This is a genomic window from Okeania sp. (assembly GCF_035285525.1).
Taxonomy (GTDB): Bacteria; Cyanobacteriota; Cyanobacteriia; order Cyanobacteriales; family Microcoleaceae; genus Trichodesmium.
This window is the reverse complement of the sequence record NZ_JAYKGW010000228.1, coordinates 1-16,336: the sequence shown is the minus strand read 5'-3', so window position 1 is coordinate 16,336 and position 16,336 is coordinate 1. Positions and strand designations below refer to the sequence as shown.

At 35.0% G+C, this 16,336-nt stretch carries 11 protein-coding genes; 7 read left to right on the top strand and 4 right to left on the bottom strand.

What is annotated here, in order from left to right; all coding sequences use genetic code 11:
* Positions 1-339 precede the first annotated feature (339 nt).
* From VKJ25_RS24770 to VKJ25_RS21605, 3 genes are all read left to right on the top strand, one after another.
* Positions 340-582, top strand: coding sequence for a restriction endonuclease (locus VKJ25_RS24770; RefSeq protein ID WP_375340364.1), 243 nt, complete (start codon positions 340-342; stop codon positions 580-582).
* A 380-nt stretch (positions 583-962) separates the two neighbouring features.
* Positions 963-1,844, top strand: a complete 882-nt coding sequence (locus VKJ25_RS21610; protein WP_324238712.1) for a 4-hydroxybenzoate solanesyltransferase — start codon at positions 963-965, stop codon at positions 1,842-1,844.
* 632 nt (positions 1,845-2,476) lie between these two features.
* The gene (locus tag VKJ25_RS21605) at positions 2,477-3,466 is read left to right on the top strand and encodes a glycosyltransferase family 2 protein (protein ID WP_324238711.1); all 990 of its coding nucleotides are present in this window, start codon (positions 2,477-2,479) and stop codon (positions 3,464-3,466) included.
* Positions 3,467-5,063: 1,597 nt separating this feature from the next.
* Here VKJ25_RS21605 and VKJ25_RS21600 read toward each other — a convergent pair.
* Positions 5,064-6,386, bottom strand: a complete 1,323-nt coding sequence (locus VKJ25_RS21600) for a dihydroorotase (RefSeq protein ID WP_324238710.1) — start codon at positions 6,384-6,386, stop codon at positions 5,064-5,066.
* A gap of 472 nt (positions 6,387-6,858) precedes the next feature.
* Between VKJ25_RS21600 and lepB the strand changes: the two genes are divergently transcribed.
* Entirely contained in the window at positions 6,859-7,509 is a 651-nt protein-coding gene (gene lepB, locus VKJ25_RS21595) for a signal peptidase I (RefSeq protein ID WP_324238714.1), read from the top strand.
* 124 nt (positions 7,510-7,633) lie between these two features.
* Here lepB and VKJ25_RS21590 read toward each other — a convergent pair whose 3' ends face one another.
* From VKJ25_RS21590 to VKJ25_RS21580, 3 genes are all read right to left on the bottom strand, one after another.
* The gene (locus VKJ25_RS21590; protein ID WP_324238709.1) at positions 7,634-8,932 is read right to left on the bottom strand and encodes a dihydroorotase; all 1,299 of its coding nucleotides are present in this window, start codon (positions 8,930-8,932) and stop codon (positions 7,634-7,636) included.
* 212 nt (positions 8,933-9,144) lie between these two features.
* Complete coding sequence (locus VKJ25_RS21585; protein ID WP_324238708.1) at positions 9,145-9,453, bottom strand: hypothetical protein; 309 nt, start codon at positions 9,451-9,453, stop codon at positions 9,145-9,147.
* 487 nt (positions 9,454-9,940) lie between these two features.
* Positions 9,941-11,299, bottom strand: a complete 1,359-nt coding sequence (locus tag VKJ25_RS21580) for a histidine phosphatase family protein (RefSeq protein ID WP_324238707.1) — start codon at positions 11,297-11,299, stop codon at positions 9,941-9,943.
* Positions 11,300-11,571: 272 nt separating this feature from the next.
* Here VKJ25_RS21580 and VKJ25_RS21575 point away from each other — a divergent pair, with 272 nt between their 5' ends.
* The 3 genes from VKJ25_RS21575 to VKJ25_RS21565 form a co-directional block, all read left to right on the top strand.
* Positions 11,572-13,107, top strand: coding sequence for a CPBP family glutamic-type intramembrane protease (locus tag VKJ25_RS21575; protein ID WP_324238706.1), 1,536 nt, complete (start codon positions 11,572-11,574; stop codon positions 13,105-13,107).
* A gap of 328 nt (positions 13,108-13,435) precedes the next feature.
* The gene (locus tag VKJ25_RS21570; protein ID WP_324238705.1) at positions 13,436-13,957 is read left to right on the top strand and encodes a helix-turn-helix domain-containing protein; all 522 of its coding nucleotides are present in this window, start codon (positions 13,436-13,438) and stop codon (positions 13,955-13,957) included.
* Positions 13,958-14,118: 161 nt separating this feature from the next.
* The coding region (locus VKJ25_RS21565; protein ID WP_324238704.1) for a S8 family serine peptidase at positions 14,119-16,336 on the top strand (2,218 nt) is incomplete at its 3' end.

Genomic DNA, 16,336 nt, shown 5'->3' with positions numbered 1-16,336 from the left:
ACATTTTATTTAGTTAAAGCTGGATATATTGATTCCTCTTTTTGAGGAATTTGGAAGTTAACAGAAGCTGGAATTAATTCAGACATTACACCTAAAAAATTTCTGGAAATATTTCAGAAAATTCAACAAAGCTTTCGTCAAGAAAATATAAACGATCCGATTAATAAAGAATTAGAAACATATGCAGATGAAGATAATATTACAGCTCCCGACTCAAACAAAAATAGTTTCATAAATTATCGTCAATAATTATTAGAAACTATTAAAAATATTTCACCAATAGGTTTTGAACATCTCTGTCAAAGACTACTACGAGAATCTGGATTTCAACAAGTATAAATTACAGCTAGAAGTAGAGACGGTGGTATTGATAGCAAAGGAATATTACAGATTAATTTATTAATAAATATTCTTGTTTTATTTCAGTGTAAACGTTATATTGGTTCGGTAGGAGCGCCAGAAATTCGTGATTTTCGTGGAGCAATAATGGGGAGAGCAGATAAAGGTATATTTATTACAACTGGAACATTTACTCGTGAAGCTCGCAGAGAAACTGTTAGAGATGGAGTACCACCCATATAATCAGTAGATGCTAATAAATTAATTCTAATGTTTGAAAAATTAGAACTTGGTTTAATACCTAAAACTGTTTATGAAATTGACAAAAATTTCTTCAAAGAATTTAGCTAATTATAAAGTAAGCATTCAGCCGTCAGCCATCAGCTATCAGCTATTGTTTTTATCACTCACTAAAAGCTTTATTGATTTAGAAACAAAAAATTTTACTATAAAAGTTAGCTCTAAAGTCTATATTCACTTAAAACCTATCCTTAAACATAGATTATTATTGCTAATAGCTGACGGCTAATAGCTGAATGCTTACAATTAAAAATAACATTTTACTATTATTTCTTATGATAACTATACTAGACTAAGATAATAACTAATAATTAATAAATAACATGACACAAATTGATCCAACTCAATCACAATCAACCTTAACAAAAGTCATCAAACTTCTAAGATGGGATAAACCTGCTGGACGTTTTATTTTAATGATTCCTGCCTTGTGGGCAGTATTTTTAGCTACTCATGCCATGCCACCCATACCATTAGTCGGAGTAATAGTAGTCGGAACCTTTGCTACCAGTGCTGCCGGTTGTGTAATTAACGATCTGTGGGATAGAAACATCGATCCACAAGTCGAAAGAACTCGCGATCGCCCCCTTGCCTCCCGCGCACTGACTATTCAAACAGGTATTATTATTGCCATTATCGCCCTTGCTTGCGCGGGAGTCATCGCTCTATACCTCAACCCCCTCAGTTTTTGGCTATCTGTAGCAGCAGTTCCGGTAATTATCTGTTATCCTTTAGCCAAACGGTTTTTTTCAATACCCCAATTAGTATTATCTATTGCTTGGGGTTTCGCCGTATTAATTAGTTGGAGTGCTGCTGTTGCCAAGTTGGATACTGCCACCTGGATATTATGGGGTGCAACAATTGTTTGGACATTAGGTTTTGATACAGTTTATGCCATGAGCGATCGCGAAGATGACCGAACTTTAGGAGTTAATTCTAGCGCTCTATTTTTTGGTGAATATGTGACTAATGCTGTAGGAATATTTTTCTTTTTAACTGCTGTTTTATTAGGGTTATTAGGAATAGAAATGAAGCTACATATTGGCTTTTGGATAGCTCTAGGAATTGCTACAATTTTTTGGTTTACTCAATATAGAAAATTACAGCAAGAAGATATTTTAAAACCTTATCCTCAAATATTTAAACAAAATGTTTGGATTGGTTTTATCTTATTAGCTGGGATGATTACAGGTTTAATATTTTAATACAGTAACAAGCAATGCTCATGCTGGTGTTCAATAATTAATAATTATATCCAAATCCGCTTAATTCGTCAGAAAAAAATCTTTGGTTTTTAAGAATTACTAAATCTCCCCAAACTCCCCACCCTCCCCACCCTTCCCACACTCTTTTTACACTGATACTAACAGACTTAATATTACCTGTTCACTCTCTCAGACTTATCCACAGTTTTTTATATACAGACTTTTTTTCAATCTTAGACAAAAATATAGCAATTAGTACTTACAGACAGCAGATTCCAACTATATAAAGCACAGATTTAATCATTAAATATTCGCATATTAGCGATTTTTCGGGAACTGTGCATCTTGCTTTTATGGGTGTACCTCGCCAAAATAGAATCTGCTGTATTTACATAATACTAACACTTTCATGTTTAGCACAAAAGTCAACTACTATTACCAATATATAGAAGATATGTTAAATTATTATTTTAGCTAATAGGTACTTGAGAATAATGTTAACAATTATATGGTTTTCGTTTATTCTAATACTAATCTTTTGCTGTATAATGTTATTATATTTCTTCATTAATATTTATCTTGATTATATTGCTTAAGTTTTAACTGTATTACTGATTTGCTTCTTTTCGATAATGAGATTAGTTGAACACTTATTAGCTTTGCCTCAACCTATTTCTAAACAAATCAATAAACTTGAAACTTTTACTGTTATTATTCCTGCTTATTTACCAGCAGAACAAAATATAATCGTTGATACAATCAAATATTTTTTATCATTAAATTTAGACTTACAGATTATTTTACCTTACAATACTCCTCAATATTTACCTGTAGAAGCTGAACTAAAAGAGATGCCTATTCTAGCAGTCAAAGTTGCCAATAGTAAATCTAAAGCAGAAAATATTAACTACATTTTAGACAAAATAAAAACAAAATATACTGCCATTTTTGATGCAGATCATAGACCTATAGAGACAAACTTTGCTAAGGCTTTATGGAAACTAAAAACAGATTATGACATAGTTCAAGGAAGTTGTATTCCTCTAATTAATTCTCCTATGAGTATGTTGTTAAATATAGAATTTAATCAAATCTACAATATTCATCATCAAGCTATACAAAGGTTGTGGAATGTAGCAATTTTTGGTGGTTCCAATGGTTACTTTAAAACTGAAGTATTAAAAGAATTATCTTTTAATCATAAGATATTGACTGAAGATATTGACTTGAGTATTAGAGCTTTATTAAGAGGTAAAAAAATCGCTTTTGATTCCAGTATTATTAGTTATGAGCAAGCTCCTTTTAATATTAAAGAACTATGGAAACAAAGAACAAGATGGTCTCAGGGTTGGTTACAAGTAAGTTGGAAATATTCACTAAAAATTTGGTTTTATAATCAGAAAAAACTATCTTTTAGACAAAAATTAGGTCTATTAATGTTTTTACCTATCAGAGAAATAGGGCAATTTATTATTTTACAGACTTTGCTATTATCTCTAGTAATATCAATTCAAACAAATATTTGGAACTGGTCAAATTATTGGTCAATAATTTTCTTCATCAATTTAATCTTATTAATAACAGAACCATTCTGGGTTTATCAAGTAAAAAGCCAAAAATAATCTACTAAACATTGGTTCTTTTTTTATTCTTTGATCAATCTTTTTTATCTAGCATTTAAAAGCCTTGTTTCTTTATATGCTTACTTTAGGCAAAGTTTAAGAAACAATCAATTTGAAGTAACAAGAAAATCCCTTTGAAGTAACAAGAAAATCCCTATAATTATCTAGATTTTTTTAACAGAATACAACTCCTAGAGAAGACTAGGATATGATTCGTGGGTTTACTGCTGGAATTGATGATACTGAAAATATACCTCATTTCAGTTATCAGTTATCAGTTATCAGTAACTCGAACTCGTGAAATAAGGAGGCAAGAAAATACCCAATATTCTTTTTTCTCCTCACGGAAAGATCAGGCATAACTACCTAAATTTTTCGCTTAGTTATTGTCGAATAGACTTAATCATAGAACAAAAAAACGTTTTTGCAATTATGATACAGAAACACATTGTTATTCAGTTAACTTAAGACAAGCAATTTTTATATTTTTAGAATTATTTAGCTCTGAACTTTTAAAGGAAGTATTTCAAGCTATCTATCCCAACCTCAGGAACTGCAATAATTTTTGGAGTAACGGTCAAAAAATTGACAAATATAACTACTTTAATAAAAGCACTAAAAAATTTATATTTACTATAACCATACATGGAGATAGGAAAAATTAAAAAAAACTATCTTTTAAACTATCTTTTAAAATTAGGTAATAATCTCAAAGTCTTGCCTGATGATTTTAAACTTAATCAAAAACTTGTCTGGTAAAAATAAGGAATTTTTATCTTTTATGATTCCTGTTCCAATGCTGTTTCAATTTTTGGTTGAGCAACCAAATTTGCATTTATAAATAAACAACTTGTCTGAGTTTTCTGTTATTCCTTATATCTTTATTTTCATGTTGGTTACAAGCAACCAAAACTTACTTTCACACTTCTAATTCATCTAGCAATAATATAGTCAATTCTGTTACTCTTATAAATCCTACATCATTATGTTAAAAATTCTTCTCACTCTGCTGCTAATGCTACAGCTATTTGAACAGCATCAGGTAATTGTAGATTATATTTTGCTCTGATTTTAGCTGCTTCTTAGTGCTATATATATTCTGATTATCAATAGGTACAAAAATTGTATTGTTACTATTAACAATAACAGGGAAAAGTAGTTGACAAATCTTGCGCTTAACAGCTAATATACTCATAATGGAAATATTGACAAAAATTTTAAGGCTGTAACCACTTCCATTATCTATATAATACCAGCCGAGTCAAACAAAAGTCAAGCCAAACTTCAAAAAAATCGCCGCGAAAATTTAATTAGGGTGCTTCAGAAAATGTTAAGGTATATATTTTAATCCACTCTTCTACCGAAAAGCTATCTACGATGATTCCTGTTAACTTTTGTTTCATATAACCTCAAAAATTTTCGCCGAAAAAAAAGAGGGAAAAGTAGTTGACAAATCTTGCGCTTAACAGCTAATATATTCATAATGGAAATATTGACAAAAATTTTAAGGCTGTAACCACTTCCATTATCTATATAATACCAGCCGAGTCAAACAAAAGTCAAGCCAAACTTCAAAAAAATCGTCGCGAAAATTTAATTAGGGTGCTTCAGAAAATGCCAAAGCTTTACCTGTAACCCCAGAATTAAACTCACCACGATTAAACACAACATTTCCTCCAACAATAGTAACAACCGGCCAACCAGTCAAACTCCATCCCTCAAAAGGACTCCAGCCACACTTAGTCATCAATTCCTCCCTCAAAACAGGGCGATAATTATCCAAATCAACCAATACTAAATCCGCATCAAAACCAGGAGCGATCGCCCCCTTTTTCAGAATCCCATAACCCTTAGCAACAGCAGTAGACATCCAATTAGAAACCTGAACCACAGAACATCTTCCCTGCATAGCTTGAGTCAACATTAAAGGCAAAGAAGTTTCCACCCCAGGCATTCCCGAAGGAGTATTCGGATAACCCCTACCCTTTTCTTCCAAAGTATGAGGAGCATGATCCGTCGCGATAAAATCAATCACCCCATCCAACAAAGCTTGCCATAAAACATCATTATCCCAACCAGACTTTAAAGGAGGATTCATCTGAGCTAAAGTACCAATTTTTTCATAAGCACTTGTATTTAATAACAAATGTTGAGGCGTAACTTCAGCAGTCACCCAACTCGGTTTATCTTGACGTAATAATTCAGCTTCATCTCCAGTTGAAGTATGTAAAATATGTAATCTTCGCTGATATTTTTTCGACAATTTCAAAGCCATTTTAGTTGCTAATAAAGCAGCCTCATTATCCTGAATTTGTGAATGAATAGCAGGGTCAGAAATACCAGCAAACTCTTTTTTCCTAACATCAATTCTCGCTTGATTTTCCGCATGAACAGCAATTAACCTTTTTCCCTTAGCAAAAATTGGCTCTAACTTTTCCTCAGTATCTACCAATAAAGGTCCGTGCATAGAACCCATAAAAATCTTAATTCCAGGAGTAGGATTAGCTGTTAATAAATCAGGTAAATTTTCTGCCGTTGCCCCAATAAAAAAACCGAAATTAACCAAAGATTTTTGTGCTGCTCGTTGTAACTTATCATCCAATGCAGCTTGAGTAGTAGTCAAAGGTTTAGTATTAGGCATTTCCAGAAAAGAAGTAATACCACCTTTCACACAAGCTCGACTAGCAGTAAATAAATCTTCCTTGTGTTCTAATCCAGGTTCCCGAAAATGTACCTGGGGGTCAATTACTCCTGGTAATAAAGTTAAACCTTCCGCATCTATGATTTTGTCTGGAGCTTCAGAAAATGAGATTTCTGGAGCCACCTGAATAATTTCTTGGCCTTTAGTCAGAACATCGCCAACTAAAAATTCCCCATCGGGTAGAAGGATACGGGGACGACGAATTAATATAGTAGACATAATAAAAATTGGTTTTTTAATTTATGTAGCAATATTGAATCATTTGTGAGAAAAAACTGTAGGGGTTTGGAGACCAAACCCAAACACCAAGGGATTTGGAAACCCAACCCCTACCATAAAATCTTATCACCTATTTAGAATTGCTATACAAAATGACAGTTTGATAAAATAGACATAATTATGGCTATAAACTCAAAAACATAAGAATATAGTTATACAATATTAAACTAGATGATTGAAATTTTAAGCTATTTTTAATACTTAGATAGCATACTCAAAAAAAATCCTGAACCCTTCAGGAATAAAACTCTTAAACAAAACCAATAATTTAACTAGCTATTAGCTTTTAGCATTCAGCTATCAGCCAAAAAATTGAGAGTTTAAGTCCCCAGGTATAAACCTTAAAAAGCTGACTACTAATAGCTGATTGCTGACTGCTACTTCAAGATTAATTCTCTGATTAATATAAATGATGAATAAAGAAGACAAATCAAAAGATCAAGAAAGTCAAAATGAAGAAAATCCTTTGATTGAGTCAATTAAGACTATTGCAATGAGTGTGATTTTAGCTATAGGAATTCGTCAATTTGTGGCTGAAGCACGTTATATTCCTTCTGGTTCGATGTTACCAACATTACAAATTAATGACCGTTTAATTATAGATAAATTAGGTTATCAATTTAAGGAACCAGCAAGAGGAGATATTGTGGTTTTTAATCCAACTGATGCACTTAAAACTCAGTATAAAGATGCTTTTATTAAACGGATAGTTGGATTGCCTGGAGATAGAGTTGAATTAAAGGATGGAAGAGTATATGTAAATGATCAAGTAGTAGAAGAAACTTATGTTGCTTCAGATTTAGACCCGGCAGCACTTGAGGCCAGAAAGGTTAATCATCAAAAAACGAGAATAGATGTTTGTCCTCCAGATAGAAGGTTTCTTTCTGAACCTGTGATAGTGCCTCCTAATTCTTATTTGGTTATGGGGGATAATCGTGATCACAGTTACGACGGCAGATGTTGGGGTTTTGTTCCTTATGAAAATATTATTGGTCGAGCTATATTTCGCTTTTGGCCACTTCAGAGTATTGGGACAATAGATGAACAACCATTATATAAATAATTAATAATTAATAATGATTAAAATTTTCAACGTTTGTCATTAGTTTTCAAGTAGAAACTCAGTTTTTTGGAAAAACTGGGTTTCTGATTTCTCGAGGGGTTATAGGGTTTGTATAAATAATTAATTAATAATTAATAATTATCAAGCGTCCTTTAATTTGTTTTCCCAACCAAGGTGTATTAAAAGAACGAGATTTCAAAGTTTGCTTTTCTACTACCCAAGTTTCTTGAGGTGCAAATAAAATAACTTCCGCTGAATGTTGAGGTTTTATTTCTCCAGGATTTAATCCTAAACATTTGCTTGGAGTTGTACTTAATACTCTCCATAAATCTAAAGCTGACAATTCTCCAGTTTCGACCAGATTCTGCCATAATAAAGGTAATGCTATTTCTAATCCTATTGCTCCTGGGGGTGCTTCAGAAAAAGCAACAGTTTTTTCCTCATAAGAAAAAGGAGAATGATCGATAGCAATAGCATCTAAAACTCCATCCTTGATACCTTGAACTAAAGCCAAGCGATCGCTATAATTTCCTAGAGGAGGATTTAAACGTAAATTTGGGTCATAAGGAAGAAACTCAGTACCCAAAGGAGACTTACCATCTATAGCTTGAGTATCCAATAACAAGTGAATCCAAGTCGTACTAGCAGTAATAGGTAAACCTCTACTTTTAGCATTTTCAATCAACTCCACACTCCGAGCAGTAGAAACTCGCATAATATGAACCGGAGTACCAATATCATCTACCAACTCTAACACAGCAGCTATAGCAGAACTTTCCGCCATAGTCGGAACCCCAGGCAAACCCAAACGAATAGAATCATAACCTTCTCGGACAACCCCATTACCCGCCAACTCAGAATTATGGCAAAATAAAGCTACAGACTTATTCAGAGGTTGCAAATATTCCAAAACTCGCCGTAACAAAGCCAGATTTTCTAGAGGCAAACCATCCGCAAACCCGACAATAGCCGTTGCAGCTAACTCTCCCAACTCAGTCATTTGCTGACCTTTTAAACCTTGGGTAATAGCACCCCAATAATAAATGAGAGGAAAAGCAGAATTATTATTTGCCTGAGTTGCCAAATTTTGTAATCTTGCCAAACCAGCAAGATTATCCACAGGTGGAAAAGTATTCGGCAAAATAGCTAATCTGGTAAAACCTCCAGCTCTAGCAGCTTGGATTAGAGATTCTATAGTTTCCCGTTCCTCAAAACCTGGTTCCCCGCTATGACAATATAAGTCTACCAAACCAGGACCTAAAATTAATCCCTGACAATCTTGAATATTTGTTTTAGTAGGGAACTCAGAAATATTTTTCTCAACTGCTGCGATGTTTCCATCAATGATTAAAACATCAGAAACTTGGTTTGTATTGGAAACAGGGTCTAATATTCGGACTTGTTGAAGTAGTTTGCTGTTCATTATTATAGAAGTCAGAAGAATGTAGGTTGGGTAGTAGCTTGCTTGGTGCGTAGCAGTACGATAGTGAAACCGAACCAAACCTTGCTAATGTTGGGTTTCGTTCCTCAACCCAACCTAAGCCTGGATTTTTTCATAATTGTCAATCAAAGTAAAATTTTGCTTTAGGGATAAATGCATGATATTTTTTTCCATTGTGCTCCACTGCTCCACCATCATAACTCCACTGCAATGTTATCGGGATCATTAGGGTCTAAATGTTGATAATCTTGACCACAAGGGCGCCATTGTTCTTCACTTGATTCCCAGTAAAAACATTTTCTACCGATAACTGGAACATGACAGGTTGCCAACGATATTCCAGGATTAAAGAACCCTCCAGAAGAACCCGGAATATTTGGCATCACGTCATAATATGTACCTACGTTGGTTCTTCTATATTCTTCGCAACGATGAATTGTTTGAGCGCTAGCAGGGTTATGTATTATGAGATTAGGAACACTACTCATCACAAGCAGAAACATAAGAAGATAGTGGCTTTCGAAAATCATTATATTATTCTCTTCATCCTATGATATAGGAAAATATCAACCCCATTTTAGTATCTGCAAAGCATAATGAAGTAGTTCAGTAGTAACAGACCTTTGACCAGTAGTAGACCAACATATTTAAAATGGTGCGTTAGGACGGATTGTTAAATTATTTTCACACTCTAAATTTTAACCGTCTAACGCAGTCATGAAATCAAAAGTCAGAAATAATAAATCAAAAGTCTAGTAGGGTGTGTTAGGAGAGCGTAACGCACCGATGAAGTCAAAAGCGCCAGTACGAAAATATAATATTCGGTGCGTTACATTTCATGAACGCACCCTACTGGACTATTTCATCTAAAACAGTGTATTAGATTTGCTACCTTATCTTCCTTGTCTCCCTTGTCCTCCTTGTCCTCCTTGTCTCCCTTGTCTTCCTTGTCTAAAAACAATCCACTACTTGGGTTTGGAGACCAAACCCCTACAATGCTCCAGCAGCAGTTGTATCCAAAATCCCCCCAGACAAATGAGAAGTAATATTCATCGCCTCCAATACCGGAAGTCCATCTGGACCTTGAGGATAATCAATAACACTCACTGCTCCATTCCCCTGCTTAAAATTCCAGAAATGTTCCGGTTCCAAACCAAATAATTGACAAAGAATAGCCTTATTAATAGCATCATGGGCAACTACAATACCAACACCAGAAACAGACCTCACAATCTCATTCCAAGTAACCATCGCTCTTTCCCAAACTTGCTGTAAATTTTCTCCCTCTGGCATTTGTACTGTTGCTGGAAATTCTTTCCACTGCTGCAACATCCCAGGAAAACCGTCTTCAATTTCTGACTCAAATTTTCCTTCCCAGAGACCATGACTAATTTCCCATAAACCATCATATAATTTTAACTCTACATCTGGGTGATCCTGCAAAATAATCTCTGCTGTTTCTTTCGGACGTAACATCGAACTACTCACCGCAAAATCTAGATGTACATCCTTGAGAAACTCCGCAGCTTGACCAGCTTGTGCCCGACCATTATCATTAAGTGGTACATCAATTTGTCCCTGAAATTTACCATCTCGGTTCCAGTTAGTCTCGCCATGACGCACGAGTAATAACCGGGGACCTTGATGGTTTCTTCTCGGTTTGGGAAATTTTTCACCAATCTGAGTAGTCAGATTCATTGATTCTAATTGTACAGTTCCTCTTGGTTCTTGTTCTTCAGAAAAAGTGGGATAAGGAGGAGTAAAATTCAATATATTAATGCCACAATTAGACTGTTGAATGGATTGGTAATAACATGGTTCTATTCCCAAAGCTCTGGATATAAGACACCGATTAATAGCGTTATGCGCCACAACAAGAATGGTCTTACCAATATGGGTGGTCAAAACCTCTGACCAAAATTGATTTGCTTGCTTAAATAGAGATAATACAGGATAATGTTTAGTTTTACCCTCTGGTGTTGAAATTTCCATATAAAATTCGTGGGGATGGCTTTTCCAGAATTTATAATTTTCTGGATATTTCTCTATTACTTCGTCACGCAACATTCCTTCCCACAAAGGTAGATCAATTTCTCTTAAGTTTTCTTGGATTTCGAGTTTGGGAGGAGAGTCTAAACAGGAGTGAATAATTTCTGCTGTTTGTTTTGCTCTCTGTAGGGGACTACTGTAAATAGCGTCAAATTTTAAGTTTTGCAGAGCTGCACCTACTTGACGAGCAGTATTTTGGCCTCTCTCTGTCAGAACTGAAGCATCAAGACGACCTTGGATACGACTTTCTACATTAAAGGTACTTTGGCCATGGCGCACAAGAATTACACGGGTACTCATTGATAATTTAGATGGTTGGTTGGGAATTTTGGAACAAAGAGAATTTTACACTAGAAGGAAGAAGTTTTTCAAGTCAAAAGTCAAAAGTCAAAAGTCAAAAGTGATTGTTTAGTATATAGCCATCCTAAAATAGGTTGTAACAAATCAAAAAGTAAGTAAAAAAACTGTAACTCCCACCTGTTGCCTATTGCCTATTCCCTGTTCCCTAAAAAGAGAATTATTTCACGCTACACTACAGTAATTTGAATAGTATTTAATGTGGGAAAAATTTAATGAAAATCAAAAAAATAATTTTAAGTATTCTAACTATTTTAGCGATCACTTTTCTTGGCTTTTCTTTAATTAGTAGTGTAAGTCAACCACAAATTCAAGGTCGTCTGGAGTTATATCAGACAAATTTATTATTGCACGCTGGGGAATGGGAACCTGAAGATTTAGATAGTAAAAATTTTAATGTAGCTAGCGAAGCTTTGATTGGGAATGACTCTTATCAAACTGGTTTAATACAATACCAAGATGCTCGATCTGCTGCTCAAAAACAATTAGAAAAACAAGAGAAGGAATTACAAGTTTTATCTTCAGATAATCCGACAACAGCACAAACTCAACAATTAAATCAAAATATCAACGAATTAAAAAGTCTAATTAATGAATTTGATATTAATATTGGGATTTTGCAAGTACAAAAAAATCAAATAGATGCAGCTAGGCAAAGTTGGCAAAATTTAATTGAGACAGAAACAGTAAATCAATCTTTAGAAGAAACAGCAAAAGTTTTAACAGAAATTTGGGATAAGCCAGCTAAAATTTTGCCTAATGCAGAATCTTTAATAAAACAAAATTTAGATGGATGGTTTCGTTTTCGGGCATTAAAAGAATTATATAAATTACAAGAAAGGAAAGCAGAATTAACTGAACTACAAAACCAGGAACAAGGAATAGCTGAACAAGCAGTATTAAAGTTAGCTATTGTGGCTGGTGTTCCAGGAATAGGATTAGTATTCGGAGTAGGATTACTAATATTTTTAGGAGTGCAATCGTTAATTTCTGGTAAAGAATCTTTATTATTAAAAAATGCCGATTCAACTTGGGAAGTAACTTGGGATGGTGAAACAATTCTACAAGTATTTATTGTGGGTTTTTTCTTAGTCGGACAAATTATTGTTCCTTTAGGATTAGAAATTTTTAAAAGTTTCACAAATTGGCAACCTGCAATTATGGGAGTTCGAGTGCAGGCAGGATATATTCTTGGTGCTTATATTTTGTTTTCTCTCGGTGGTTTATTAGTATTGTATTTATCAATAAAATCATTTTTTCCCTTACCAGAAGGTTGGTTTAAATTTGACTTACGAGGAGGTTGGTTTTTCTGGGGTTTAGGTGGTTATTTTGTAGCTCTGCCAATGGTAATTTTAATATCTCTAATTAATCAACAATTATGGCAAGGTCAAGGTGGTAGTAATCCGATTTTACCTATTGCTTTAAATGGGCAAGATGGTATAGCTTTAGCTCTATTTTTTATTACTGCTTCGATTGCAGCACCAGTTTTTGAAGAGGTTATGTTTCGCGGATTTTTATTACCTTCTTTGACAAAATATATGTCTACTTGGAAAGCAATTATAGCCAGTGGTTTTTTGTTTGCCGTAGCTCATTTGAATATTTCTGAAGTGTTACCTTTAGCAGTTTTAGGAATAATTTTAGGAGTAGTTTATAGCAGGTCTCGTAATCTTTTATCTTCTATGTTTTTGCACAGTTTATGGAATAGTGGAACATTGTTAAGTTTGTATATTTTAGGAAGTGGAAATTCTTAATTATAGTTATGTAAGGGCGGGTTTGAGCAGAAATTTGGATGGCTAATCTAAGATTTTAGATAAACCCGCCCCCAGATTATGTAGGAGCGGGTTTGAGCAGAAATTTGGATGGCTAATCTAAGATTTAGATAAACCCGCCCCCAGATTATGTAGGGGCAGGTTTGAGCAGAAATTTGGATGGCTAATCTAAGATTTAGATAAACCCGCCCCCAGATTATGTAGGGGGAGTTTATCTAAATCAATGTGAAAACCTTTAACTCACTTGTAAAACCCGCCCCTACGGAATTTGATTTCCTAATGCAAAAAAATAGTATCAAGGAAAATAAATATGGCTGGCGTATATAAAATAGAAATCACAGAAACAGCTTTAGAGCTGAAAAAGTTATTAAATCATCAAAAAACCGCCAGTGGTTTTCAGAAGATTCAAGCATTGTACTTATTAAAAATTGGTCAAGTAGGAACTGTTACAGAATTAGCAGTTATTTTAGCAGTGAATCGGATCACAGTGCAACGGTGGTTGAAACAATATCGCCGAGAAGGAATTCAAGGATTATTGCAAGTCAAACAGAATGGAGGGCGCAAACCAGCCATTCCAGCAGAAGCGCGCGCTCAATTAGAAAAACGACTAAATGATCCTGATAACAGTTTTGAAAGTTATGGAGAAATTCAAACATGGTTGCAAGAAGAATGCAATGTCAATGTTTCTTATAAAGCAATTTACGCTACCGTTAGATATCAGTTAAAGAGTAAATTGATCAAAAATAATATCAAAATCAACGAAGAAGAAAGAAGTAATGAAAAAGAAGAAAGAACGAAGAAAAAAGAAGGGGTAAATACTGAGATTTCTTGAAAACAGTATTCAGGGAAAATACTGAGGCCAACAATTTTGGTCTACAGTGCTTAAATTTTTCCTGACATATTCCAATTGTTTTTTTTCAAAATTTTCCTGATTGTACAACGTCATTATGTATTCATACAAGGAAAAGATAAACAACAATTTGGAAGTAGAACATGAAAAACCCCACCACAAATCCTATTCTAGTTTTTATTGATTCTGGAGTAAACCACTATCAACAGTTGTTTGATGGTGTGGTTGCGGAAGCTAGACCTTTTATTATCAATACTGCTAACGATGGTATCCAACAAATAGACCAAATTTTACAACAATATCCTGGACAAAAAACAGTTCATATTATCTCCCACGGTGCCCCTGGTTGTCTGTACCTGGGCAATACGGAATTGAGTTTGGATACCCTTAAACATTACATACCTCAACTCCAAAACTGGGATATTGAGAACCTTCTGCTTTATGGTTGTCATGTAGCTTCAGGGGATGCAGGCGAAGAGTTTATCGGTAAATTGCAAAATCTGACAGGAGCAAATATTGCTGCTTCTAAGTCTCGTACAGGGGCAGCAGTTAAAGGTGGTAATTGGGATTTAGAAGTAAATACAGGTAAAGTTAACGTTCCACCTGCTTTACAAACAGAAGTAATGGGAACCTATAGTGGTGTCTTCGACTTAGAGCTGGAAACTACCTTTGCATCAGGACAGGTAATCGTTAAACCTCTTGAAAATGCTAGGGTTCGTTCTCTCAACCGACTCCAAAATAAACTTGGAGTAACCAGAATCAATACAATCAACACAGAGCTAGGTATTGAGTTGTGGACTATTTCGGGGGATGTAGAAGATTTCATTCGTGAGAATGAAGACAACCGTCTACTAGAATACATAGAACCCAACTATGTTATTACCGTTGATTCCACAGTTCCCAACGACCCTAGTTTTGATCAATTATGGGGACTGAATAACACTGGACAAAGCGGAGGAACTTCTGATGCTGATATTGATGCGCCAGAAGCTTGGGATATTCAAACTGGAAGTAACGATGTAGTAGTGGGAGTCATTGATACAGGTATCGACTACACTCACCCAGACTTGGTTAACAATATGTGGACTAATCCTGGTGAAATCCCAGATAACAACATTGATGACGACGGCAATGGCTATGTAGACGATGTGTATGGTTATGACTTTGCCTATGATGACAACGATCCATTTGATGGTAATGGTCACGGGACTCACGTTGCGGGAACTATTGGAGCAAAGGGTGACAATGACATAGGAATAACAGGGGTGAATTGGAATGTTGATTTGATGGCGCTCAAGTTCCTAAATGATCGTGGCTCTGGCTATACATCCGACGCCATTCTGGCAATAGAATATGCAACAATGATGGGAGCAGACTTAACCAATAACAGTTGGGGAGGAGGAGGCTATTCTCAAGCATTGTATGATGCGATTGCAGCAGCAGGTGCAGCAGGTTCTTTATTTATTGCAGCAGCAGGTAATGATTATGGCAATAATAATGATATATTTCCAAGTTACCCAGCTAGCTATGACTTAGACAATATTATTTCAGTTGCTTCTACAGACCACAACGATAATTTATCTTATTTCTCCAATATCGGAGCAACATCAGTAGATTTAGGTGCGCCTGGTTCAAGTATTTATAGCACTATACCAGGAGGAGGTTATGCTTCATACAATGGTACTTCTATGGCAACTCCTCATGTATCAGGAGTTGCAGCTTTAGTGTTAGCCGAAAATCCAAACTTGAGTTATCAAGAGGTTAAGGAAATCATTCTTGAGAGTACCGATCCGATTTCAGCACTAGCTGGAAAAACCCTAACAGGTGGTCGTTTAAATGCTCTATCTGCATTAAACATTACTCCCATTGATATTGATATTACACTCACTAATGACAATATTGATGAAAACGAGGCAGATAACACTGTAGTCGGTACATTGGCTACTACCGACCCTGACAATGGAGATTTTACTTACACATTAGTATCTGGTGAGGGCGATACAGACAATACAGCTTTCACTATTGATGATAATGACCTAAAAATCAATATTTCTCCAGACTTTGAAACTCAGTCTAGTTATGATATCCGAGTTCAGGCTACCGATGGAGAAGAAACTTATGAAGAGGAGTTCACTATTAATGTTAACGATGTGAACGAAACACCCACCGATATCGAACTTGACAACAACAACATCGACGAAAATGTACCAGCAAATACTGTGGTTGGCAAATTTTCAACTATCGACCCCGATGCAGGAGATACCTTTAGTTATAAATTAGTATCAGGTGAGGGAGACACTGATAACACAGCTTTCACTATTGATAACGATGAACTGAAAATCAATATTTCTCCAGACTTTG

Bases quoted from the DNA above. Each gene is read 5' to 3' on its own strand.
- VKJ25_RS21605 (WP_324238711.1), top strand. From the start codon at position 2,477: ATGAGATTAGTTGAACACTTATTAGCTTTGCCTCAACCTATTTCTAAA.
- VKJ25_RS21575 (WP_324238706.1), top strand. From the start codon at position 11,572: ATGAAAATCAAAAAAATAATTTTAAGTATTCTAACTATTTTAGCGATC.
- lepB (WP_324238714.1), top strand. From the start codon at position 6,859: ATGAATAAAGAAGACAAATCAAAAGATCAAGAAAGTCAAAATGAAGAA.
- VKJ25_RS21590 (WP_324238709.1), bottom strand. From the start codon at position 8,932: ATGAACAGCAAACTACTTCAACAAGTCCGAATATTAGACCCTGTTTCC.
- VKJ25_RS21570 (WP_324238705.1), top strand. From the start codon at position 13,436: ATGGCTGGCGTATATAAAATAGAAATCACAGAAACAGCTTTAGAGCTG.
- VKJ25_RS21585 (WP_324238708.1), bottom strand. From the start codon at position 9,453: ATGTTTCTGCTTGTGATGAGTAGTGTTCCTAATCTCATAATACATAAC.
- VKJ25_RS21600 (WP_324238710.1), bottom strand. From the start codon at position 6,386: ATGTCTACTATATTAATTCGTCGTCCCCGTATCCTTCTACCCGATGGG.
- VKJ25_RS21610 (WP_324238712.1), top strand. From the start codon at position 963: ATGACACAAATTGATCCAACTCAATCACAATCAACCTTAACAAAAGTC.
- VKJ25_RS21580 (WP_324238707.1), bottom strand. From the start codon at position 11,299: ATGAGTACCCGTGTAATTCTTGTGCGCCATGGCCAAAGTACCTTTAAT.